The organism is uncultured Salinicola sp., assembly GCF_937921195.1.
In the GTDB taxonomy this organism is placed as follows: Bacteria; Pseudomonadota; Gammaproteobacteria; order Pseudomonadales; family Halomonadaceae; genus Salinicola.
Genome location: NZ_CALFQK010000107.1, coordinates 1 through 24,541, shown reverse-complemented (window position 1 = coordinate 24,541; position 24,541 = coordinate 1). Strand labels below are relative to the sequence as shown.

Below are 24,541 nucleotides of genomic sequence, written 5' to 3'. Positions count from 1 at the left end.
CAACGAAGGTCGTGTCAATCGCCTCTCCCCACCGGCGATTCCGGCGTCGGTAGACCAATGTCTAATATTACGCAACTGGCTGACGTAGAAGGAAATTAGCGACCTGCGCCGGTTTTCCTCAGGGTATTCTGCAGCCAAGGGTTGTCATTATGATCGTAACGATCAATTTTATGCTCACTGCGATCAAAAAGAGCCGATGACATGGCAACTCCTCAATCGAGCCGAATCGCCGGCGACCTGGACGCCGACTTGCCGCCCAGACTGCCGACGACGCTTGGCGACTACCTGCGCAGCATCGGGCCCGGGCTGGTACTCGCCATGGCCTTTCTGGGAACCGGCGACCTGGTCAGTTCCACCGTGTCGGGCGCCAACTACGGCTACGCGCTGATGTGGACCCTGGTGGTCGCCCTGGCCGCCCGCTACTGCATGATCTCGGCCATCGCCAAGTACAAGCTGGCCAACCGGTTCGAAGACTCGTCGCTGATGGCCGGTTACCAGCGCCTGTGGAAGGGCTTTCCGGCATTCTTCGCCATCCTGATGCTGGTCTACGGCCTGATCATCCAGATGAGCTTCATGCGCGCCTGCGCCGTCGCGCTGGTGCACCTGATCGAATCCACCGGCTTGACGCTGCCCGATGGATTCGGCCTGCCGCTGATGGGTCTCATCGTCATGCTGCTGTCGCTGGTCATGCTGGCGGGCCGCAACGCGTTCAAGTGGCTCGAGCGCTTGGCGCGGGTCGCTTCCGTGATCATCATCGGTTCGTTCGTCTACGCCCTGTTCCGGATCGGTCACATCGATTTTCCCGCCCTGCTCAGCGGCCTGACGTTCGCGGTTCCGGCCGACAACGGTCCCTTCGATGCGCTGTTCATCGCGGTGGCGACCATCGGCACCATCGGTGGTTCGGCGATCAACCTGCTCTACCCCTACTTCATGGATGATCGTGGCTGGAATCGCCCGGCCCACCGCAAGATCCAGCGGCTGGATCTGATCGCGGGCATGCTGCCGCTGCTGATCATCAACGCGCTGTTCTGGATCGTGGCGGCGGAGACGCTGCGTGGAACGGGCGTGACCGTTTCCAGCGAGACCGATCTCGCCACGATGATGCAGATGGCAGTCGGCGACTGGGGACCGACTCTGCTCTGGGTCAGCCTGTTCATGGCCGCCTTCACCAGCTTCCCCGCCCAGGCGCACGGGCTGGCCAAGCTGATGTTCAACGGGCTCCACCTGGCGACCGGAAAGAGAGACGGCGAGATGCGCCCCGAGCAGGACCCGCGCTATCGTCCAGCCCTGATCGGCCTGTTCATCGTCGCCCCACTGTTCATCACGCTGCCCTTCGCGCCCAATCTCGTCTATCTGAGCGTCTTCGGTACCAGCGTGATCACGGCCACGGTACTGCCGCCGATTCTGATCGGCATCCTGATCCTGACCACCAGCCGTCGCTTCATGCTCGACGACTACGCCAACCGTTGGTGGGAAACCCTGATCCTGGGTGTCATCTCCCTCATCGGCCTCTGGTCGCTCTACGCCATCCTGACCAATCTGGCGGGCGCCATCGCCAGGGTCGCCCAGTAGCGATCGACGCATGCTTTCACTCTCATTTTCCACGAGGAGACTCGCATGACACAGTTCAAAGGCATCGTTCCCGCGCTCATCACGCCGCTCGATTCCCACGAGGAGATCGACGAAGCGGGCCTGCGTCGCCTGGTCGACATCCTGATCTCCAAGGGTGTTCACGGCCTGTTCGCCCTGGGTACCAATGGCGAGTTCTTCTCGCTCTCCGACGAGGAGAAGGTGCGTGTCGCCACCATCGTCAAGGACCAGGCCGCGGGTCGCGTACCGGTCTATGCCGGCACTGGCGGCTATACCACTCGCGGCGTGATCGAGCTCAATGCCCGCATGGCCGACGTCGGGGTCGATGGCCTGTCGATCATCACCCCCTATTTCAACGGTGCGACCCAAGCCGAACTGATCACCCACTACGAGCGCATCGCCGCGGCGACCGACCTGCCGATCCTGCTCTACACCATTCCGGCCAAGGCGGGAGTGACGCTGGAAGTATCGAGCGTAGCGACGCTGTCGAAGATTCCCAACATTCGCGGGATCAAGGATAGCGGCGGCGACTTCGATCGCCTGGTCCAGTTGATCCGCCTGCGCCGGGACGACTTCGCCGTGTTCACCGGCACCGACTCGATGATTCTGTGGACATTGATGGCAGGCGGCGACGGCGCCGTGGCGGCGACCACCAACGCGGTACCGGACGTGGTGATGACGATCTGGAACGCGTGGCGGGCCGGCGATTTCGAGACCGCCCGCGAAGCCCAGGAGAAGCTGCGGCCCCTGCGCAGCGCCTTCGCCCTGGGTACCATGCCGAGCGTGCTGAAGACGGCAGCCAATCTGCTCGGCATGCCCGCGGGGCCCGCTCGCTCGCCGGTCCAGGCACTGACGCCGCAGGCGCTCGCCAAGCTGAAGCAGGCTCTCGAGGCGTACTCCCGTGTCGACGTCTGACGCCCCTTCGGCATTGGCGATGACGGCATCCGGGAAAGCTTCTTCCGTGCCCGTGAAGTTGCTCATCCTGGCCGATGACCTGACCGGCACCGCGGATTCGGCGGTCGGGTGCGCGCAGCTCGGCCTGACGACGCAGATCATGCTGTCTGCCGAAGCGGCCAGCGTGGCGGACGTCGCCGCGGTGGATCTCGATTCGCGCGCCTGCAACGCTGGCGACGCGGCAGCACGGCACCATCACTGCCTGACCCGGTGGGCCGGACGCTACCGTCATCTGTTCAAGAAGGTCGACTCGACCCTGCGCGGCAACCTTGCCGCCGAGGTCGCGAGCCTGGTGCCGAGCGCCGGCATGGCGATCGTCGCGCCGGCCTATCCCGCCACCGGCAGAACCACTCGGGATGGCCGCCAGTGGCTCCACGAACGCCCGGTCGAAGAGAGCGAGGTCTGGACCAACGAAGGTATCGGCGGTCGTGCCGATCTGGTCGAGATGCTGGAAGGGGCCGGCCTGAAGACACGTCGGCTGGACCTGTCGGCGCTCCACGAAGCGGACGCGGCGGTGACGGACACTTTGCGCCGATACCGGCAAAGGGGCGTTCACGCCGTGATCTGCGATGCGCTGACGGATGCCGACCTGACGCGTCTGGCAACGCTGTCGGCGCCCCTGGAACGCGTGTTCTGGGTCGGGTCGGCGGGGTTGGGGCTTGCCCTGCCCCGGGCGCTGAGGCTTTCCGGCACGCCGGGCGCGGCCCAGCCGGCGCCCGCCCTGCGTCGACGCCCGACCCTGATCGTGGTCGGAAGCATGAGTCGCATTTCGCACGCACAGGCCGACGCGCTGGTCGATGTCACCCCTGCGCTCGAAGTGGTCGAGATCGATGCCGGGGACTTTCTGGGCGCCCGCCCGCAAACGTCCGTCCGGGCCGCGCTCGACGATCGCATCCGGCAAACGCTGCAGGCCGGGAACGACGTCATGGTTCGACTGGCCCAGCCCGGCGATCGCGATGCCGCCGAGGGGCCGAGGCTCAGCGTCGAACTCGGCGCGATACTCGCACCGTACCTGACCGAGGTCGATCGCCTGATCGCCACGGGCGGCGCCACCGCACGAGCGCTACTGATGGCGGCAGAGGTCACCGAGCTCGATCTCGTCGATGCGCCCGACACCGGGATGGCAAGGATGCATGCGAATCATGACGGCCGGACGCTCGAAGTGATCACCAAGGCGGGCGGCTTCGGCGATACCGAAGCCTTCGTGCGGATCTGGCACGACACCGGTTCCATCTCCACTTTCCAGACTCAACAGAGGATACGCACATGACCGATCGTCCCGTCATCGGCATCACCATGGGCGATGCCGCCGGCGTCGGGCCGGAGATCATCGTCAAGGCACTGGCCCAGGACACCGTCCACGACAGCTGCCGGCCGCTGGTCATCGGCGACGCCGGACGCCTGCGCCAGGCGATGGAGATCGTCGGCTCGACGCTCGAGCTGCATGTGGTGGAGACCCCCGCCCAGGCACGGTTCGAACGCGGCACCCTCGAGTGTATCGATCTCGGGCTGATCCCCGCTGACCTGCCCTGGGGGAAGGTCTCCAGAATAGCCGGCGATGCCGCCTATCGCTACATCGCCAGGACTGTCGAACTGATCGAGGCCGGCGAACTCGACGCGATCTGCACCGCGCCGCTCAACAAGGAGGCGCTGCATGCCGGCGGCCACCTCTTCCCGGGCCACACCGAACTGCTGGCGCACCTGACCGGCACTGAGGAAGTCTCGATGATGCTGGTGACGCCGAAGATGAAAGTGATCCACGTCACCACCCATATCGGCATCATCGATGCCATCGCGCGCATCGAGCCGGAGCTGGTCACGCGGACCATCGAGCGCGCCCACGAAACGCTGGCCCGGGCCGGCATTCACGACCCGCGCATCGCCGTCTGCGGCATCAATCCCCACGCCGGCGAGAACGGGCTGTTCGGCTATGGCGAAGAGGAAGAGAAAATCGTCCCGGCGATCAAGGCGTTGCGCGAGCGCGGCTGGAACGTCGAAGGCCCTCTGCCCGCCGACACGCTGTTCTTCCGTGCCGGCCGCGGAGACTTCGACTGTGTCGTGGCGATGTACCACGACCAGGGCCATGGCCCGGTCAAGGTGATGGGGCTCGAGGCGGGCGTCAACGTCACCGTCGGCCTGCCGGTGGTTCGCACCTCGGTCGACCATGGCACCGCGTTCGATATTGCCGGCAAGGGCATCGCCGACGAGCGCAGCCTGATCGAGGCGCTACGCCAGGCCGTCGAACTCGCCAGCCGTCGAACCGCGCTGCCGACCTGACATCGAATTCACCCATTCCCAAAGCAGGAGAGCGACATGCCAACCATCGGATTCGCAGGACTCGGGCTCATGGGCGCCGGAATCGCCCGCAACATCCTCAAGGCAGGCTACCCGCTCAAGGCGCTGGCCCACCGCAACCGTCAGCCGATCGAGGCACTCCGTGCCGAGGGTGCGATGGAGGTAGATGATGCCGCCGCACTCGGCGCCGAGTGCGATATCGTGTTTCTCTGCGTGACAGGCGCGCCGCAGGTCGAGGCAATCATCGACGGCGAGGACGGCATCCGCGCCGGCGCCCGCCGCGCCAACCGACAGGACCTGGTGATCGTCGACTGCTCCACCTCCGAACCGACGCTGACCCGGCGCCTGGCCGAATCGCTCGCCGCCGACGGCATCACGCTGATCGACGCCCCCCTTGGCGGCACCCCGACCCAGGCCGACGCCGGCGAACTGCAGGCGATCGTGGGCGCGGATGATGGCGTGCTGGAACGCGTGAGGCCGGTTCTCGAGACCTGGACGTCGAAGATCATCCACGTCGGCCCGGTGGGCGCTGGCCACACCATGAAGCTGCTCAACAACTTCCTCGCCATGGGCTACGGGGCGATCTTCGCCGAAGCGCTCACCATCGGTGCCAAGGCCGGCATCACGCCGCAGACCTTCGACAGCGTTATCCGGGGATCGCGCATGGACAGCGGCTTCTACCAGACCTTCTTCCAGTACGTGCTGGAGCGCGACCGCAACGCCCATCGCTTCACCCTGGCCAACGCTCACAAGGACACGCGCTACCTGGCCTCGCTGGCCGAGGCGATGAACGTGGAGGCCGGCGTCGCCAGGGCCGTCCGCGATCTCTACGCCAGCGCGGAATCCCAGGGCGACGGCGAGAAGTTCGTGCCCGAGCTCTCCGACATCGTTGCCGCGCGCCATCAACTGACCTTGTTCTGAGGACCCGGCTCATGAAGATCGTCTGTACCTCGCCCTCTTTCGCCAGGTATTCCCGTGCGCCGATCGAATCGCTGGAGGCTCGCGACATCGAACTGGTCGCGCTGCCGGCGGACATCGACGAAACCACCTTCATCGAGCGTGCCGACGGCGCCGTCGGCGCCATCGTCGCCTTCAACGCCATCAGCGATCGTGTGCTGGGCGCGCTACCGGCGATGAAGATCGTCGCGAAGCACGGCGTCGGCGTCGACAACATCGACCTTGCCGCCGCCGCACGGCACGGCGTGACCGTCACCAACGTGCCCGCCGCCAACCGCGAGGCGGTGGCGGACTTCACCTTCGCCCTGCTGATGGCGTCGGCCCGTGCCATCCCGCGGATCGATACCGCCACCAAGCGAGGCGAGTGGCCGCGCCACTTCGGCCGCGACGTGCACGGTGCCACGTTAGGCATCGTCGGCCTCGGCAGCATCGGCCAGGCCGTCGCCCGCCGTGCGGCCGGGTTCGACATGACCCTGGTCGCTCATGACCCCTTTGCGGATGCCGACGTTGCCAGCGCGCTGAGCGTCGAACTGATGCCGCTGGACGAACTCTGCCGTCGCGCCGACTACCTCACGCTTCACGTCGGCCTGTCCGAACAGACGCGACACCTGATCGATGCCGCCCGGCTCGGGTCGATGAAGCCGACGGCGGTGCTGATCAACGCGGCGCGTGGCGGGATCGTCGATGAGTCGGCGCTTTACGATGCCCTGACCCAGGGAACGATCGCCGCCGCCGCGGTCGATGCCTTCGAGATCGAACCAGCCTCGGAGCATCCGCTGTTCGCGCTCGACAACGTCATCGCGACATCGCATGTCGCCGGCTATACCGAGAACGCGCTGACGACCCTGAGCCAGAGCTGCGTCGATGACGTGATCGCCGTCATCGATGGTCGCGCACCTCGCCATCCGGTGTCGGCCTGAGCATCGCCGCCACTCGCCGATAGCGTCGGCGAGTGGCGGCAATCGCGCGTTCCTGTCGCCGGCCATGACCGGACGGAGAGGTCCTCGGGAGACTCAGTGCGGCCAGGAATCCAGCAGCCGGCCCTGGTCATCGAAACGCATGGGGCGCGGTTCGTGCACGATCTCGATCCCCGGTCGCCCTCGCAGCGACAGCAGCAGCGCTTCCGAGGCATAGAGATACTCGAGATGAAGCGTGTTGGGGATCCGCATCAACGTGATCGCGTCCGGATCGTGGGAGCCGCAGGTCTTGATCGCGGCCTGGATCGCTGTGCGATCGTCGGGCATGGCGAGGGGAATAGAGGCGGCGATCAGTACGCCCGATGTCAGCGAGTTGGTATAGACCTTTTCCCGGTCGAAGCGCTGGAACAGCCGCTCGGTAATGACGTCGGCACGTGCCACGCCATTGGCATTGCCCTCGCTCTTGTCGCTGACGTCAAGCACCGCGATCCGGGACACGTCCGGACCACCGCTGATCGCCGTGGTCGAAGGGCGCCCGGTGATGTTGGGGTCCATGCCGCTGCCCGAGTACTCCTTGCCGACCTCATCCACGACCAGCACGTCGAGAGGCCCCGAGGCCATCGCGTCTCCGGGCGGGCCCAGCGGTAGACGCGGCATGTTGCGCATCGCCTCGGCAAGATGGATCCGCTCTTCCTCGATCAGCGTCTCCGGTGGCAATACGACGACTCGGGAGAGACGATCGTAGGCATTCTCGAGCGTGCCGATCCCGAACAGGATCCGGCAGGTTCGTAGCTTGACCCTCGCCATCTCCACGATGAACCGGCCGACGTAATGGAACCCCCAGGCGTGGCAGTTCTCGGCGCCGGACTGCTTGCCCAGGCCGATCGAGAGCATCTTGACCAGCCCGCTCTCGTTGTCGGCGCGAAAGGCGCTGTGTGGCTTGATGCGATTGAACAGCACGATGCCGTCGGCCTCGAAAGCCAGCCGGTCGATACGCACCGACATCCCGTTGTCGAGCGTGCCCAGCGCCACCGTTTCCATGCTGGAGCGAATCTCGCAGCCTGCGCTCTCCTCGGTCACGCCGAGTTGCGCCAGCACGCGGCGCTGCCCCTCCGCGGTGGCGCCGCCATGGCTGCCCATCGACGGCACGATGAAGGGCTTGGCACCCCGGGCCAGCAGCGCATCGACGATGGCTCTCACCAGCTCCGGCAGATTGGCGAGACCGCGACTGCCGACCGTCAGCGCGATCGACATGCCGGGCCTGACGCGCTCGTCGACGATGTCGGCGGCATCGATGGCCGCCCGCACTGCCGCTGTCGGGCTATCGACATCCGTGGCCTGGAACCGTTGGCGCACCAGCGCCATCGGTGGCAGCGGAACCGCCTCGACCAGTCTGGCGTAGCTTGGCTTCATGACCGCTCCAGGACGCGATGCGACATCGGCTCGACTGTCATTGGGCGGCAACCGCTACCCGGCGACCGCGATAGCTTCGATAGAGCGGCAACAGCAGCGACAGTGCCGCCAGGATCAGGAACGTCGCGGTGATCGGGCCGGATAGCAGCACGCCGACATTGTCATCGGCGCTCATCAGGCCGAGCCGCAGGTTGGACTCCGCCATTGGCCCCAGGATCAGTGCGATACAGAGCGCCGCCTGGGAGAAACCGAATTTATGCATGAAGTAACCCAGCACGCCGAATCCGACCATGGTGTAGAGGTCGACGACGTTGAGATTGATCGAGTAGGCGCCCACGAAACAGAACACCACGATCGCCAGGGTCAGGATGCGCCGCGGGACTCGCAGTATCTGGGTGAAGAAGCGAATGCCCAACAGGCCGAACACCAGCATGAAGATCGTCGCCACGAAAGTCCCGGTGAAGATGCCGACGACGATGTCGGGATGCTGCTGGAACAGCATCGGACCGGGTGCTAGGCCCTGGATCATCAGACCGCCCATCAGCACCGCTGTGACCACGTCGCCGGGGATCCCCAATGCCAGCAACGGGATCAAGGCCGCGGCACAGACCGCATTGTTGGCACTCTCCGTCGCTGCGATCCCCGGCATGTGGCCGGTGCCGAACTTCTCCGGCGTCTTCGAGGTGCGACGCGCCTCGTTGTAGCTGATCCAGGAAGCCGTGCCCGACCCCGTCCCCGGGATGATGCCGATGAAGGTCCCGATCACCGAGCCTCTCACCATGGTGGTCAAAGATCCCTTGAGGTCCGCGCGCGAGGGCCAGATACCCGACACCTTCATCCGCTCCACGCGGTCGCTCAGGATCTTCTCGATCTGCGAGAACACCTCGGAGAGGGCGAACAGGCCGATCAGTGCCGGGGTGAAGGCGAATCCGGAGGCGAAGCCCGAGATCCCGAACGTGTAGCGCGAGATGCCGCTGATCGGGTCCGCGCCCACGCAGCCGATGAGGATGCCGGCCAGACCGGCGATAGCGCCCTTGAGGATATCCTGGGACAGGCTGGCGATAATCGTGAGACCGAAGACGGCCAGCGCGAAATACTCCGCCGGCCCGAATTTCAGCGCCAGGGTCGCCAGTTGCGGGGCCAGGGCCGCCAGCACCACGGCAGCGATGATACCGCCCACGAACGAGGCGATGGTCGCCATGCCCAGTGCCTTGCCGGCTTCACCCTTTTGCGCCAGCGGGTAACCGTCCAGCACCGTCGCGGCGGACGAGGGCGTGCCCGGCGTGCGCAGCAGGATCGCCGAGACGCAGCCGCCGTAGATTCCCCCGATATAGATCCCGATCAGCATGTTCAATCCCAGTATCGGGGCCATGCCGAAGGTCAGCGGAATCAGCAGCGCCACCCCCATGGTCGCCGTCAAGCCGGGCAGTGCACCGATGACGATGCCGCCAAGGGTCCCCAGGGCGATGGTCCATAACACTTCGGGGTCGAAGACCGCGAGCACGTGCGGTGAAATATCCATGACTAGGCTTCCGAACGACTGGTCGATACCGCGACGCCCCCACACGGCCTGTCGCCGTGCGGGAAACGCCCTGAGTCACTGCTGGTTGACGCCATACATGCCGAGCTTGCGGATGATGGCTTCCGCCGTTTTCGAATCTTTCTCCGCCAGCTCGCGGTAGGCGTCGCCTGTGCGATAGTCGACGAATTCCCCCATATCCTTCATGCGGGAGAGAAAATCCTCGTCCTGGAAAGTCTTCCTCAGCGCCTCGCTCAGCGTCTTCTTGACCGCTTCCGGCAGCCCCTTGGGCGCGATGACGCCTTTCCAGGATGACCAGGCGAAGTCGATGCCGAACTCGCTGGGAACGGGCGTATCCGGCAGCACGTCGATGCGCTTGTCCTCCATCACCAGTATGGGCTCGAGCCCCCCGTTGTCTGCTTGCGGCAGCACCTCGGCCGGTGACGCCACGACACCGTCGATATGTCCGCCGACACAGGCGGTCACGGCAGCGGAGGAACCGCCGAAAGGCATGCTCTTCACTTCGAGGCCGGCGGCATTCGCCAGCCCCTCCATGGCAATGTGGTTCGCTCCGCCGGCACCGGAGTTACCGACCCTCACCTCACCCGGATGAGCCTCGGCGTAGTCGAGAAAGCCCTGGGCATCATCGAACGGCGCGCCCTGACAGGCTGCCAGAACCATCAGGTTGCGCCCCATCAGCGCAAGAAACTCGACGTCGTCGATGCTGTAGTCGACGCCACCATAGTGCGGCAGCATCGCCAGGGGCCCTTGAGCGCCCGTCCCCAGCGTGTAACCGTCGGGGCGCGCGTGCAGTATCGAACTGGTACCGATGGAGCCGCCCCCGCCGGGCTGATTACGCACGATCATGGGCTTGTCCAGATACTTCTTGATCGTGTCGGCCATGATCCGCGCGGAAAGGTCCGTCCCTCCGCCGGCCGAGTAGGGCACGATCACCTGAATCGGCCTGACCGGATAGTCCGCCGCGGTCGCCGACCCCGTGAACAGGCCGGTCATCCCCGCGGCCAGTGCCAGTGCATTCATCCACTGCGTTTTCATCATCGTCTCCTAGCGTTGTTATCGATATGTCGGTCGTCGGTTACGACTTACCTCCGGTGCCTCGACATCCTCAAGGCAGATAGACATCGAGCAGTCCGGTAAAGCCGAAATAGACCCCCAGGACGACGGCCACGGGCACCAGCAGGAAATGCACCACCCGCCGCTCCTTGAGCAGCAGCATGCCGATCACGTACATCACGATCGTGCTGGGCAGATACCCGACCCGTTCGAAGGTGGCGGCATAGGCCACCATCAGGACGGCAAACAGACTCAACACGCCGTAGCCGATGCGTCCGGCGCCCGCTTCTGGCTTGGGCCGGGGCGAGGTCCTGAGTCCCCTCAGCAGTAGCGCCAGTGCCAGCACGGCGATGCCAATGATCGCCAGCCAGGGAAAGAAGTCCGGTCCCGCCCGGGTGCCGGTACCGGAAGCTGGAATCAGCGTCGTGCGCCATGCGGCAAAAGCGCAAAACAGCATCAGGAACAGCGCAAGCTGGCAATCCGTCTTTCTTCGAATCACATCGTCTCTCGCTTCAGCTACCATCGACGGCTTCGGATATTCTCGAATCGCTCCCCGCCTGTTTTCGATCGAAACGATCATAAAAGCGCAAAGAGCAAACCAAAAATGATCGATTCGATCTTGAGTGGCAATAAGACTCTTGGCTAAGGGACAACGCGAATCGCGACCTTGCTGGTAAAAAGAGACGGACTGATGCACTACCCGACCGCGAAAGAGGCAGGAAATATCTCTTCCGGTAATGCTCGATTTGATCAAAATGTCGAACTAACATCGCTTAACCGACAGCCGGACGGCCACCTCATCGCCCTCCTTTAACACCACGCCGCTTATGCCGTAATGTCGCTATAACTGAACACGGGACACCGCCATGAAAGTCGCCAAACGCCGCCAGGCCATGCTGGATGCCGTGCTCTCCGGCATCACCAGCATCGAGGCCCTCTGCCAGCATTTCGGGATTTCCGAAGCGACCGCCCGCCGCGATCTGGGCGCGCTGTCCGACCAGGGCCTGCTGGTGCGCACCTATGGCGGTGCGGCAGCCCACATCGGCCATCGCGAACCGGAGCTGACGCTGGAGCAGCGACGCACGCGCCAGGGCGACGTCAAGGCGCGTCTGGCGGACTGCGCGCTGGGTTGCATCGAAGACAACGACACCGTGCTGCTGGATGGCGGCACCACGACGACCGCGCTGGCCGCACGGCTCAACGAGCGACGCGGCCTTCACGTGGTCACCAACAACATGGCGGCACTGACGTGGCTGACGAACCTGCCGGAGGGTCATACGACCGTGCTGGGGGGCGATCTGCGCGCCTCGAGCATGACCGCCTACGGCCCACTGGCGCATGCCGCTCTGGCGAGGCTGACTGTCGACCGACTGTTTCTCAGTGCCGACGGTGTCACCGAGCTGGGGCTGTGCGAAGCCAGCCCGGAACAGGCGTGGCTCAAGGAGGCGATGATCGCCCGCGCCGCCGAAGTCTACGTGATGGCGGATGCCACCAAGCTGGGTCGCGCGAGCCAGCAGCACTGGACCGCCTTTCCGCCACGCTGGACTCTGATAACCGACGCTACCGATGAGCGGATCGAACCGTTCGAGAGACTCGGCGCCACGATCCTCAATCCGTCCAGGATACAGCCCTGAATCGGACCCGGCCGATCAAGCCCGTCTTCCGCGGCGTCCTGCATTACAATGAATGTCGTTGGCGCCGCCGCGCCCAAGACACGACTCTGCCCGGAGCGCACTAATGCAAGCCGATACAGCACAGGAATCCAACGCACCACTCCAGCGTTACATCGAACAGCTGCGCGCCATGGAGATCGACATCGAGGCGATGGACACCCATGCGGCACGCATACGCCAGGACCAGCTGGAATTCGTGCTGGTGGTCGCCGCCGACGAGCCGGCGTTCTTCCAGTTGATGCTGCCCGGCGTATGGCAGGCCGCGGAGACCACCACCCGGATTCTGTTACTGGAAACCGCCAACGAGGTGATGAATACCCTGAAAGCCGCGAAACTGGTGGTGCACAACGAAGCCGTGCATGTCAGCGTCGAGCAGTTCGTCGAGGGGCCGGATCAGGGCGTGGCGCTGATTCCCGGATTGCTGGAACTGCTCAAGAGCGCGGTGGCCGAATTCCAGGAGCGTCTCGGCATGGGCGAGGCACCTCGCGTCCACTGACTGACAGGGCCGGCGGCTTTCGCCCCCGCCATCGCGTGCCTAGACTGCCTGCAACACATCCATTCCCCCAAAGGAGATTCCCATGGCCGACACCACCCATTTCGTGGTCATCGCCGAATTCCAGGTCAAGGCTGGGCAAGTCCCGGCCTTTCTGGCGCTGGCGCACAACGACGCCAGCGAGTCCCTGGCCAATGAAGAGGGCTGCTTCGCCTTCGACGTGCTGACGCCGGAGGGCAGCGAGGATATCGTCGTGCTGCACGAGGTCTATCGCGACCGCGCCGCCTTCGAGCATCACACCCAGATGCCGCACTACGCGCCGTTCAAGGAGGGTTCCGCCCCGCTGCTCGCCGCCGAACCTTCGGTGCGTTTCTTCTACACCGCCACCCGCCCCGAATAAGCCCACCGGGAAGCGCTTCCCGTCCGCTCCCGCTGGCCGCGAGCCTTTGCTCGCGGCTACACTCGGCGATCCATGAGCCCAATCGGACGCCGCCGCATGTCCCCGAACACCCCGCCGGTCACTTTCGGCCCCGAGCCGCTATCCATCGAATCGATCGTCGCCCTGGCCGAGCGCCGCGTGGAATCAAGGCTCGACGCCGATCCGCTCTGGCGCGAGCGAATCGATCGGGGAGCGGCGATCGTCGACGGCCTGCTCGATCGCGAAGGGGAGATCTACGGCATCACCACCGGCTACGGCGACTCCTGCGTCACCGCGATTCCGCTCTCCCAGGTCGAGGCGCTGCCACGTCAGCTGTATACGTTCCATGGCTGCGGGCTGGGTCGTTTCCTTGACGCCGAGGCCGCGCGCGCGGTGCTCGCCGCCCGTCTTCAGTCGCTTTGCCAGGGCGTGTCCGGCGTGCGCTTCGCGCTGCTCGAGCGCCTTCACGCCTGCCTGCGGGAAGATCTGCTGCCCAGAATTCCCGAGGAGGGCTCGGTGGGCGCCAGCGGCGACCTGACGCCGCTCTCCTACGTCGCCGCCATGCTCTGCGGCGAGCGCGAAGTGATCTGGCGAGGCGAGGTCCGGATGGCGGCCGACGTCCATGCCGAGCTGGGCTGGCAGCCGCTGACGCTGCGACCCAAGGAGGCGCTGGCGCTGATGAATGGCACCGCGGTGATGACCGCGCTGGCGTGCCAGGCGTTCGGTCGCGCCGAGTATCTGCTGAAGCTCGCCACGCGGATCACCGCACTCAACGTGGCCGCGATGCGCGGCAACCCCGATCACTTCAGCGCGCGGCTGTTCGCGGCCAAGCCTCATCCAGGCCAGGCCAGGGTCGCCGCCTGGCTGCGTGCCGATCTGGAACTGGAAAGCCTGCCGCCCCAGCAGCGCCTGCAGGATCGCTATTCGCTGCGCTGCGCACCCCACGTGCTGGGGGTGCTGGCCGACAGTCTCGACTGGCTGCGCGGCTTCATCGAGACCGAGCTCAACAGCGCCAACGACAACCCGCTGATCGACCCGGATGCGGGCGAAGTGATGCACGGCGGCCACTTCTACGGCGGCCATATCGCCTTCGCCATGGACAGCCTCAAGACCCTGACCGCCAACGTCGCCGACCTGCTCGACCGTCAGCTCGCGCTGCTGGTCGACAGCCGCTACAACCACGGCCTGTCGAGCAACCTCTCCGGTGCCCCGGCCGGGCGGGCAATGATCAATCACGGCTTCAAGGCGGTCCAGATCGGCGCCTCAGCCTGGGCCGCCGAAGCGCTCAAGGGCACCATGCCCGCCAGCGTCTTCTCGCGCTCCACCGAGTGCCACAACCAGGACAAGGTGAGCATGGGCACCATCGCCGCCCGCGACGCCCTGCGCGTGCTCGAGCTCACCGAACAGGTCGCCGCCGCTGCGCTACTGGCCGGACTCCAGGGCGTCCACCTGCGTGGCGATCCCCTGCCCGCCCCGCTTGCCGCCATGGTCGCGACGCTGCGCGAGGATTTCGTCCCGGTGGTCGAAGACCGTGCGCTGGATGGTGAGCTCAGGCTCTGCCTGGAGCGGATACGGGCGCGGCACTGGGCGCTCTATGAATGAGAGTTTCGCCATCCTTTTCTTGAAGACGGTGAACCATCTGGGAAATTCGTTGAGGTGAAGGCCGCCACCCCACGACGCCTATTCAGAACGATGCCGAGCGATGAGCACACAAACCGGGGCGCGCGACATGGATGTCGCGCGAGGCGCGTTGGGACAAGGATGTCCCTAGGCGCCGACCCGAGTTTGGTGCTCAAACGCTCGGGACTTCATCGTTCTGTGGCGTCAAAAAGGGGAGCGCGAGGGGCCTGCCCCTCGTAATAACGCGCGCAAGGGCAGTTAATGTGCCGTCAGTCGTAGCCTCACCAACATAGAACCAACCATCCGGCCAATCACCCATAAAAAAACCGGCTTGCCCCAAGGTTATAAACCCTAGGACAAGCCGGTTTTCGTCATCACGCCAACGCTGGCGTCAGTCCCCTACATCACCCGACCCAGACCCGCGCATTGCGGAACATCCGCATCCAGGCGCCATCCTGCGTCCACGCCGGCGGCCGCCAGGAGTTGGTCACCGCGCGGGCGACCCGCTCCGGATGGGGCATCATGATGGTGACGCGGCCGTCCGGCGTGGTCAGGCCGGTGATACCGGCCGGCGAGCCGTTGGGGTTGGCCGGATAGCGCGTCGTCACCTGGCCCTCGTTGTCGATGTAGCGCAGCGCGATCTGGCCGCTGGTCTGCATGCCGCGCAGGTGGCCGCTATCCTCGAACAGCGCCTGACCCTCGCCGTGGGCGACGGCGATCGGCAGGGTCGAACCGGCCATGCCGGCGAGCAGGATCGACGGGCTATCCTCGACCTGGACCATCGACACGCGGGCCTCGAACTGCTCCGAGCCGTTGCGCACGAAGCGCGGCCAGCGCTCGGCGCCGGGGATCAGCTCTTTCAGCTGCGAGAACATCTGACAGCCGTTGCAGACGCCGAGGCCGAAGGTGTCTTCCCGTTCGAAGAAGGCCGCGAACTGGTCGCGAGCGCGGCCGTTGAACAGCGCCGACTTGGCCCAGCCGCCGCCGGCGCCGAGCACGTCGCCGTAGGAGAAGCCGCCGCAGCCGACCAGGCCCTTCATGTCATCGAGGGTGACACGCCCGGCGAGAATGTCGCTCATGTGGACATCGACCGCCTCGAAGCCGGCATGGTCGAACGCCGCCGCCATTTCCATGTGTCCGTTGACGCCCTGCTCGCGCAGGATCGCCACCCGCGGCCGCACCCCGGTCTGGATGTAAGGCGCAGCGACGTCGTCGTCGACATCGAAGGTGGGACTGGCCGACAGCCCCGGATCGCGCAGGTTGAGCAGGCCGTCGAATTCGCTCTTGGCGGATTCGGGGTTGTCGCGCAGCGCCTGCATCCGATAGCTGGTTTCCGACCAGACGCGCTGGGTCATGGCCCGGGTGGTTTCCAGCAGCGGCTCTTCGAACAGCGTCACGCGGACCTGGTCGTCGTAACGCGGGCGGGCGATGACGCCACAGGTCTCGATGCCGGCAGCGGCGAACTGCGCCAGCACGAATTCGGTATCCTGGCGGTTGACCTGAATCACCGCGCCCAGCTCCTCGGCGAACAGCGCATCCACCGCGCCGACGGCATCGTCGGTGAGCCAGTCGAGCTTGATCTCGAGCCCGCCGCGGCCGGCGAAGGCCATCTCCAGCAGGGTCACGATCAGGCCGCCGTCGCTGCGGTCATGATAGGCGAGCAGCTTGCCGTCGGCGTTGAGCCCCTGGATGACGCTGAAGAACGCCACCAGGTCCTCGGCTTCGTCCAGATCCGGGCAGACGTTGCCGACCTGGCCGTAGACCTGCGCCAGGGCGGAGCCGCCGAGACGATTCCGGCCGCGACCGAGATCGATCAAGATCAGGTCGCTCTCGTCCTGGTCGAGGCGCAACTGGGGCGTGAGCGTGCGCAGCGCGTCGGTGACCGGGGCAAAGCCGGTGATGTTCAACGTCAACGGCGCGGTGATGCTCTTCTCGCCCTCTTCGGTCTGCCAGGCGGTGCGCATGGACATCGAATCCTTGCCCACCGGTACGGAGATGCCCAACGCCGGGCACAGCTCCATGCCCACGGCGTGGACGGCGTCGTAAAGCGCCTGATTCTCGCCGACGTGATCGGCGGCGCTCATCCAGTTGGCGGAGAGCTTGATGTCGGAGAGCTTCTCGATCGGCGCGGCGGCGAGATTGGTGATCGCCTCGGCCACCGCCAGACGCGCGCTGGCCGCCGGATCGATCAGCGCCACCGGCGGGCGCTCGCCCATGGCCATCGCCTCGCCGGCGTGGGTGTCGTAGCTCGACGTGGTAACCGCGCAGTCCGCCACCGGCACCTGCCACGGGCCGACCATCTGGTCGCGCGCGACCATGCCTGTGATCGAGCGGTCGCCGATGGTGATCAAAAAGCTCTTCGAGGCCACCGTCGGCAGCCGCAGCACCCGATCCAGCGCTTCGCGCAGATCGAGGTTGTCGAGCCCGAGGCCCGGCAGGTTGAGCGTCTCGCGCTCGAAGCTGCGCTGCATCTTGGGTGGCTTGCCGAACAGTACGCTCATCGGCAGATCCACCGGATCGGCCTCGAAATGACCGTCGCGCACGGCCAGGTGGTGCGACTCGGTAGCCTCGCCGACCACGGCATAGGGACAGCGCTCGCGGGCACACAGCGCATCGAAGCGCTCGAGCTGCGCCGGCGTCACCGCCAGCACGTAGCGCTCCTGGGCCTCGTTGCACCAGATCTCCAGCGGGCTCATGCCCGGCTCGGCGTTGGGCACCGCACGCAGGTCGAACAGGCCGCCGCGGCCGCCATCCTTGACCAGCTCCGGCAAGGCATTGGAGAGACCGCCGGCACCGACGTCATGGATGAAGGCGATGGGGTTGTCGTCGCCCAGCGCCCAGCAGCGGTCGATCACTTCCTGGGCGCGGCGTTCGATCTCGGGGTTGTCGCGCTGCACCGAGGCGAAATCGAGATCCTCGCTGGAGGCGCCGGAGGCCATCGACGACGCCGCACCGCCGCCGAGGCCGATCAGCATCGCCGGACCGCCCATCACGATCAGCTTGGCGCCGACCGGGATCTCGCCCTTGAGCACGTGGCCGTCGCGGACGTTGCCGTAGCCGCCGGCCAGCATCACCGGCTTGTGATAGCCGCGCCGCTCGATCCCGCCGGCGCCCACGGCGTCGAGCTCGAAGGTGCGGAAGAAACCGTTGAGGTTGGGGCGGCCGAACTCGTTGTTGAACGCCGCGCCACCGATCGGGCCTTCGAGCATGATATCGAGGGCCGACTGGATGCGCTCGGGCTTGCCGTAGTCGAACGCCTCCCACGGCTGGACGAATTCGGGAATCCGCAGGTTGGAGACAGTGAAGCCGGTCAAGCCCGCCTTGGGCTTGCCGCCGCGGCCGGTGGCGCCCTCGTCGCGAATCTCGCCGCCGGCACCGGTGGCCGCCCCCGGATGCGGCGCAATTGCCGTCGGGTGATTGTGAGTCTCCACCTTCATCAGGATATGGATCGGTTCCTGAGTCGCCCCGTAAACCTGATTCTCCGGCGAAGGGAAGAAACGCCCCGCTGTCGGCCCTTCGATGATCGCGGCGTTGTCGCTGTAGGCCGAGAGCACCTTGTCGCTGGAACACTCGAAGGTGTTCTTGATCATCTTGAACAGCGAATGGGTCTGCGGCTCGCCGTCGATCACCCAGTCGGCGTTGAAGATCTTGTGGCGGCAGTGTTCGGAGTTGGCCTGGGCGAACATCATCAGCTCGACGTCGGTCGGGTTGCGCCCCAGCTCCCGGAAGGCCTCGACCAGATAGTCGATCTCGTCGTCGGCCAGCGCCAGCCCCAACTTGCCGTTGGCGTCCGCCAGCGCCGGACGCCCGCCCTGGATCACGTCGACCGTGGCCAGCGGCGTCGGCCGGTGATGGGAGAACAGCTTGGCCGCGTCGCTGGAGTCGAACAGCACGGTTTCCGTCATTCGATCGTGCAGGCGCGCCACCAGGGCCTCGTAGCTGTCGGGGGCCGGCGCGCTCTTCAGCGCCACCCGATAGGCGATGCCCCGCTCGATCCGCGCCACCGACTCGAGACCACAGTTGTGGGCGATATCGGTGGCCTTGGAGGACCACGGCGAGATCGTGCCGATACGGGGCACGACCAGAAACAGATACCCTTCGGTCGATGCGTCCCGTCCGGGTTCGGAACCCTGGCCATGGCCCAGCAACCGCTCCAGTACCTGGCGCGCCTCGGTGTCGAGCTCGTCGTGATGGTCGACGAAATGAACGTAATGTGCGTTGAGGGACTCGACTTCGGGAACGACAGCGCGAAGATCGGCGAGCAGTTTGGCGTGACGGAATGCAGATAGCGCGGGAGCGCCTTGCAATTCGAGCATGGCGTGGAAAGCCTCCAGGACGGTCGAGGATCGCGCCTGTCTCGTGCGAGACGGACGACGATGCCGGGATCAGGGCGCCATGATACTGGAAAGCGACGGCGCTCGCTAAGGCAACGGGCCTGACGCCGATCGAGGCCGCTGCAGCGTGGAAAAATCCTCTACAACGGGAGCGAGAGGCCCGCCCCTCGGGATGCGTAGCGCGGTAGCCAATGGATGACAGCGGGACGGGGGCCGGCTATGGTGTGCCGTCACGCTGTCACCGATCCCCACTGCATGTCCAAGCTCATGACACGTCTGCGGCGCGCGCTGGTCCTGCTGTTGGCGCTGACGATCGTCCTCTGTCCCGCTCAGTTGGCGCCGCGTTTCGGCGACGGGCTGGAGCCGATCCGCAAGCGCGATTTCCTGCAGGTGGCGACACGCAGCGGGCCGATCACCTTCTACGCCGGGGGGCATGGCCCGACCGGCTTCGAATACGAGCTGATGCGTCGCTTTGCACGGTCGCTGGGCGTCAGTCTGTCGGTCGATACCGAGGAGAGTATCGGCGGCGTGATCGACCACGTGAGACGGGGCGACGCCGACATGGGCGCCGCGGCCCTGGCACTCGACCTGGATCGGAAAGGCATCCGGTACAGCCAACCGATCCTCACGCTGCAGCCGCTGGTGGTCTATCGCCGGGGCCTGCCTCCGGTACGTACCCTGGACGATCTCGTCGGTCTGCGTATCGGCGTGATCGCCGACTCCGGCAATGCCGAGGCGCTACGCACCCAGCAGCGCAATCTTCCGGGTCTGGGCTGGAAGGAGGCGGAGGGCCTGGCCATCGCCGATCTGATGGAGATGGTCGAGCGCGACGACCTCGATGCGGCCGTGGTCTACACCCAGCAATTCAGGCTCAACCGGCTGTTCTTCCCCAACGTCGAACGCGGCTTCCCGCTGGGCAAGCCGATGAGTCTGGCCTGGGCCTTCGCGGCGAACCAGCCGATCGACCTGCTCAGCGCCGCCAACGATTTCCTGGAAGAGCAGCGTCGCAACGGCGAGCTCGATGAGCTCGTGGGGCGCTACTTCGGCCACGACGATTATCTCGAGTACGTTGGCGCCCGGCTCTTCATCCACCACGTGGGGACGCGGCTGCCGCGCTTCGTGCCCTACTTCAAGGAGGCCGCCCGGGAGACCGGCTTCGACTGGCACCTGCTGGCCGCGCTCGGCTTTCAGGAGTCACACTGGGAGGCCGATGCCGAATCGCCGACCGGCGTTCGCGGGTTGATGATGCTGACGCACCCCACCGCCGACGAGGTCGGCATCGATAATCGCCTCGACCCGCGTCAAAGTATCGACGGTGGCGCCAGGTACCTGCTTCAGGTCAAACAGCGCCTTGCCGATGACATACCTGAACCCGATCGAACCTGGATGGCGCTGGCCGCCTACAATGTCGGCCTGGGGCACCTGTTCGACGCCCAGGAGATCGTTCGCCTGCGCGGCGGCGACCCCAAGCGCTGGGCCGATGTCCGCGAAGCGCTGCCGTTGCTGCAGGAGCGCGAGTGGTACTCCCGGGTGCGCCACGGTTACGCTCGTGGCGGCGAACCGGTAATCTACGTCCGTAACGTGCGCCGTTATTACGAGATACTGAAGTACGTCAATCGTAGCCAGCAGCAGTTCAACCAGCTGGGCGAGCGCGCACTGGACGAGGAGAGTACCGCGCCCTTCGAAATCGTCGCCCCGCTGCTGTAATCGGCGGCCGCGCCGTGGAGAACCCTAACGCCCATGCCTCTGGTGGTGTCCCGTCTATCGTTGTACCTGGCGTTCCCGATCGCGTTGATTGCCCTCTGGCCCGCCGGCGAACCGGATCAGCGCTGGCTGCTGATGCCACTGCTGGGCGCGCTCTGGCTGGGTCAGGTCGCCGCATCACGCCAGTGGATCAGGACCAGCCGCTGGCTGCTGATTCCTACCTGCCTCCTCACCCTGACAATCCTCGCCAGTTACCTGGTGGCAGAGACCTGGCTCAGCGCCGATGTCTGGCAGCAGTGGCTCGATCGGCTACCGGGAAGCTGGGAGCTGTTCCGCAGCCGGCCTCCGATTCTCTCGCTCTGCATGATCTTCGGTCTGACGCTCAACGTCCTGCTGCTGTCGCGCCTGGGCCTTGGCTCGCCGATGCTGCTGTTGCTGGTCGCCATGGGCGGCGCCTGGCTCGGCTACCGCTCGCTGGCTCCGCCCCCGCAATACGCGTCCAGCACGACGGGAGTGCCCGTGGCGATCCTGGCGGCGTTGTGGCTTTTCTGGTTCGCCCAGTGCCTGGCGCTGCTTCCCGCGCTCCGCCGCTACTGGCGGCGAATCCTGCCGCCCCTGGCGACCGGCGGCCTGATTGCCCTGCTGGCCATGATCAGTTGGCAGGAGCAGCGCCAGACCGACAACCTGCGCCTGTATGACCTTGCCGCCAGCGAGGGCAACGACATCGCCACCAGGATGGCTTCGGAGACGGCATCTCACCTCAAGGCGATGCGACGCTTCACCAGTTTCTGGAACATGCTGGGCGATGTTCCGACTCGCTCCGAGTGGGAACAACAGGCCAGGCTCTACCATGACGACTTCGGCTACTTCCGCAACATCGCCTTCATCGACCTCGACGGCACCGTCATCCGCGTCTATCCGCTACGCGGCAATCAGACAGTACTCGGCACCAATCTCTACCGGGTGGACTCACAGGACCGGGAGGCACTGGATCGTCCACTGGTCTACGGCATCGAAGGGCAGACGGGGATCGTCGATTTCATCCAGGGCGGGCGTGGCGTGATCAGCTACCTCCCGGTGCGCGACGTCGTGGATGGAACACTGATCGGTGCGGTGGGGATGGTGGTGAGCGTCGACAAGCTGCTCAATTCGCTACTGGCGCAGACGCCCAACCAGGACCGTGCGGTGACGCTCAGCGACCACCGGCAGCTCTACTTCTACTACGGCCCGCTGGGCAATCTCGCGGACTGGCAGTATCGCCAATCCGTCACCGTGGGCACCGATCGACTGACCCTGAGCGTGGCGCCCTCCCTGCACTGGCTGCAGGCGAAACGGAGTCGGCTGCCGGAAATCACCCTCGCCTTCGGCATCCTGCTGGCCTACCTGCTGCACATGGTGCTCTATATCTACCGTCGACTGGCCCACCAGCATCACCTGGCCAACCGGGCCAACGCCTCGCTGCGCGAGGAGATGAAGGCGCGCGAGCGTCTTCAGCACGAGATCGAATGGATCGCCCGTCACGACGAGTTGACCCAGTTGCCCAATCGGCGCGAACTGCTGCGCTGGATGGACGATCAACGGGACCCGCTACCGCTGGCGCTGCTGATCTGCGATCTGGATCACTTCAAGAGTGTCAACGACCACTTCGGGCACCTGGAGGGCGATCGCTATCTCAAGACGATCGCCCAGCGCTGTCGACGGCCGGTAGAGCGCGCGGGCGGGCTGTTCGCCCGTTACGGCGGAGAGGAGTTCGTGGCCTGCCTGCCGAACTGCGATCGACAGACCGCCGGGGAGATCGCCGAGGCGCTGCGTGTGGCGGTGGCCGAGAGTGGCCTGCTCCTGCCGGGCAACGTGCCGGTGACGCTCAGCATTGGCGTCAGTATCACCGACGAGCCGCCGATCCGTCGCGATCGACTCTTCCAGGCCGCCGACGATTCGCTCTACCGCGCCAAACAGGGCGGACGCAATCGCGTGATCCTCACCGACGCCACCTGAGCCGGTTCACGGCTGCATGGCATCCCGCCGGCGTTCCCGGAAGAACTGCTGGAGCAGCCGCTTTGCCGGCACGGCCAGCACGCCACCCTCCACCTCGACCCGATGATTGAACCAGGGCTGCGCAAAGAGATTGGCGCGGGATTCGGCCATACCGCCCTTGGGCTCCGCGGTGGCGTAGACGACCCGCCGGATGCGGGCATGGATGATCGCCCCCGTGCACATGAGGCAGGGCTCGAGGGTGACGAACAGCGTGCAGTCGTCCAGCCGATAGTTGCCCAGCGCCAGCGCCGCGCTTCTCAACGCCTGGACTTCGGCATGGGCGGTAGGATCCTGGCCACCGACCGGGCAGTTGTAGCCGGCACCGATCGGCTCGCCCCGGCCATCCACGACCACGGCGCCAACCGGCACCTCGCCCGCCTCCAGCGCCAGCCGGGCCTGCTCCAGCGCCCGGTGCATGTAGAATTCATCGTTGCGTATCATGATCGTCCCGTATTGCCGCGCCGCGTCGCGGCGAGTCGCCAGCGAGCAGGATATACTCGTGACCAGCCATCACCGACGCGCCATCAAGGATACCCGAATGACACAAGCGCTGAACGACCTTATCCAGCTTCTCGGCCTGGAAGCGCTGGAGGAGAACCTGTTCCGCGGCCAGAGCCAGGATCTGGGACTGCCGCAGCTTTTCGGAGGCCAGGCCCTGGGGCAGTCTGCCGCCGCCGCGACCCGCACGGTGCCCGAGGATCGCTATCTGCACTCGCTGCATGGCTATTTCCTGCGCCCCGGCGACGCCCAGCTCCCGGTGGTCTACTCCGTCGATCGCGTTCGCGATGGTGGCAGCTTCACGACGCGGCGCGTCACCGCGATCCAGAAGGGCAAACCGATATTCTTCTGCAGCGCCTCCTTCCAGGGACGGGAACACGGCCTGAGCCACCAACCCATGGCGCCCGATGTCCCGACCCCCGAGGCGCTGCTGGCGGAAGGCAAGGCGGTCCACCAGCGCTTTCGTGGACACCCCGTCGAATTCATCACGGTGGAGGAGCGCCATGACTGCCCCCCCTCGCGGATGATCTGGTTCCGAATGGGCGGCGGTCCGATGCCGGACGATCCGGCACTCCACCGCTACCTGCTCTCCTACAGCTCGGACTTCAACCTGCTGTTGACCTCGCTGCTGGCCCACGACGTGGAGTTCGGCGATCCACGCCTGCGCATCGCCAGCCTGGATCACGCCCTGTGGATCCACGAGGACCCCAGAATCGACGAGTGGTTGCTGTACGTGATGGAGAGCCCCTGGGCGGGCGGCGCGCGCGGTTTCGCGCGCGGCAGCTTCTACGACCGCGACGGCCGTCTGGTGGCCTCGACCGCGCAGGAGGGGTTGGTGAGGGTTCAGCCCTGAGCCGCGAGCCGCGAGCCGCGAGCCGCGAGCCGCGAAGAACAGCGTGGATGCGGAACGAAGAACGCCAGCGACATCGTCGCTGGCGTTCTTCGCTCGAAGCTCGAAGCTCGAAGCTCGAAGCTCGAAGCTCGAAGCTCGAAGCTCGAAGCTCGAAGCTCGAAGCTCGAAGCTCGAAGCTCGAAGCTCGAAGCTCGA

At 65.7% G+C, this 24,541-nt stretch carries 19 protein-coding genes; 13 read left to right on the top strand and 6 right to left on the bottom strand.

All coding sequences use genetic code 11. The annotated features are described in order from the left end of the window. The first annotated feature begins 201 nt into the window (after positions 1–201). Genes Q0602_RS12035 through Q0602_RS12010 form a run of 6 tightly spaced genes read left to right on the top strand, consistent with a single transcriptional unit; the run spans position 202 to position 6,716 of the window. Entirely contained in the window at positions 202–1,572 is a 1,371-nt protein-coding gene (locus Q0602_RS12035; RefSeq protein ID WP_298843493.1) for an Nramp family divalent metal transporter, read from the top strand. 45 nt (positions 1,573–1,617) lie between these two features. Then, complete coding sequence (gene dapA / locus Q0602_RS12030) at positions 1,618–2,505, top strand: 4-hydroxy-tetrahydrodipicolinate synthase (protein WP_298843490.1); 888 nt, start codon at positions 1,618–1,620, stop codon at positions 2,503–2,505. Positions 2,506–2,551: 46 nt separating this feature from the next. Then, entirely contained in the window at positions 2,552–3,814 is a 1,263-nt protein-coding gene (locus tag Q0602_RS12025) for a four-carbon acid sugar kinase family protein (RefSeq protein WP_298843488.1), read from the top strand. Further along, positions 3,811–4,821 (top strand): 4-hydroxythreonine-4-phosphate dehydrogenase PdxA, encoded by a 1,011-nt coding sequence (pdxA, locus tag Q0602_RS12020; RefSeq protein ID WP_295035026.1) that lies wholly within the window; start codon positions 3,811–3,813, stop codon positions 4,819–4,821. Before Q0602_RS12025 ends, pdxA begins: the two co-directional genes overlap by 4 nt. A gap of 36 nt (positions 4,822–4,857) precedes the next feature. Then, on the top strand, positions 4,858–5,760 hold the full coding sequence (locus Q0602_RS12015; RefSeq protein ID WP_298843483.1) for an NAD(P)-dependent oxidoreductase: 903 nt from the start codon (positions 4,858–4,860) through the stop codon (positions 5,758–5,760). A gap of 11 nt (positions 5,761–5,771) precedes the next feature. Beyond that, complete coding sequence (locus Q0602_RS12010; RefSeq protein ID WP_298843480.1) at positions 5,772–6,716, top strand: phosphoglycerate dehydrogenase; 945 nt, start codon at positions 5,772–5,774, stop codon at positions 6,714–6,716. A 93-nt stretch (positions 6,717–6,809) separates the two neighbouring features. Here Q0602_RS12010 and Q0602_RS12005 read toward each other — a convergent pair whose 3' ends face one another. The 4 genes from Q0602_RS12005 to Q0602_RS11990 form a co-directional block, all read right to left on the bottom strand. Then, a complete protein-coding gene (locus tag Q0602_RS12005; RefSeq protein ID WP_295035021.1) occupies positions 6,810–8,126 on the bottom strand; it encodes a DUF362 domain-containing protein in 1,317 nt (438 codons plus the stop codon). Positions 8,127–8,163: 37 nt separating this feature from the next. Then, complete coding sequence (locus Q0602_RS12000) at positions 8,164–9,648, bottom strand: tripartite tricarboxylate transporter permease (protein WP_298843476.1); 1,485 nt, start codon at positions 9,646–9,648, stop codon at positions 8,164–8,166. Between the two features lie 75 nt (positions 9,649–9,723). Further along, a complete protein-coding gene (locus Q0602_RS11995; protein WP_298843473.1) occupies positions 9,724–10,701 on the bottom strand; it encodes a tripartite tricarboxylate transporter substrate binding protein in 978 nt (325 codons plus the stop codon). Positions 10,702–10,771: 70 nt separating this feature from the next. Then, positions 10,772–11,218, bottom strand: coding sequence for a tripartite tricarboxylate transporter TctB family protein (locus Q0602_RS11990; protein WP_298843470.1), 447 nt, complete (start codon positions 11,216–11,218; stop codon positions 10,772–10,774). Positions 11,219–11,585: 367 nt separating this feature from the next. On the opposite strand from Q0602_RS11990, the gene Q0602_RS11985 reads away from it, so the two are divergent. From Q0602_RS11985 to hutH, 4 genes are all read left to right on the top strand, one after another. Next, positions 11,586–12,353: a DeoR/GlpR family DNA-binding transcription regulator gene (locus tag Q0602_RS11985; RefSeq protein ID WP_298843467.1), complete on the top strand. Its 768-nt coding sequence runs from the start codon at positions 11,586–11,588 to the stop codon at positions 12,351–12,353. Positions 12,354–12,456: 103 nt separating this feature from the next. Then, entirely contained in the window at positions 12,457–12,888 is a 432-nt protein-coding gene (locus Q0602_RS11980; RefSeq protein WP_295035012.1) for a hypothetical protein, read from the top strand. 82 nt (positions 12,889–12,970) lie between these two features. Next, positions 12,971–13,285: a putative quinol monooxygenase gene (locus Q0602_RS11975; RefSeq protein WP_295035011.1), complete on the top strand. Its 315-nt coding sequence runs from the start codon at positions 12,971–12,973 to the stop codon at positions 13,283–13,285. Between the two features lie 96 nt (positions 13,286–13,381). Beyond that, a complete protein-coding gene (gene hutH, locus Q0602_RS11970; RefSeq protein WP_298843466.1) occupies positions 13,382–14,905 on the top strand; it encodes a histidine ammonia-lyase in 1,524 nt (507 codons plus the stop codon). 422 nt (positions 14,906–15,327) lie between these two features. On the opposite strand, the gene purL is transcribed toward hutH, so the two are convergent. Beyond that, positions 15,328–19,239, bottom strand: coding sequence for a phosphoribosylformylglycinamidine synthase (gene purL, locus Q0602_RS11965; protein WP_298843463.1), 3,912 nt, complete (start codon positions 19,237–19,239; stop codon positions 15,328–15,330). 273 nt (positions 19,240–19,512) lie between these two features. Between purL and mltF the strand changes: the two genes are divergently transcribed. Beyond that, positions 19,513–20,964, top strand: a complete 1,452-nt coding sequence (gene mltF, locus Q0602_RS11960) for a membrane-bound lytic murein transglycosylase MltF (RefSeq protein WP_298843460.1) — start codon at positions 19,513–19,515, stop codon at positions 20,962–20,964. A 33-nt stretch (positions 20,965–20,997) separates the two neighbouring features. Next, positions 20,998–22,956 (top strand): diguanylate cyclase, encoded by a 1,959-nt coding sequence (locus tag Q0602_RS11955; protein ID WP_298843457.1) that lies wholly within the window; start codon positions 20,998–21,000, stop codon positions 22,954–22,956. A 6-nt stretch (positions 22,957–22,962) separates the two neighbouring features. Here the strand turns inward: Q0602_RS11955 and tadA are convergent, their stop codons facing one another. Further along, entirely contained in the window at positions 22,963–23,433 is a 471-nt protein-coding gene (gene tadA / locus Q0602_RS11950; protein ID WP_295035072.1) for a tRNA adenosine(34) deaminase TadA, read from the bottom strand. A 100-nt stretch (positions 23,434–23,533) separates the two neighbouring features. Between tadA and Q0602_RS11945 the strand changes: the two genes are divergently transcribed. Next, complete coding sequence (locus Q0602_RS11945; RefSeq protein ID WP_295035001.1) at positions 23,534–24,346, top strand: acyl-CoA thioesterase domain-containing protein; 813 nt, start codon at positions 23,534–23,536, stop codon at positions 24,344–24,346. The last annotated feature ends 195 nt before the right edge of the window (positions 24,347–24,541 follow it).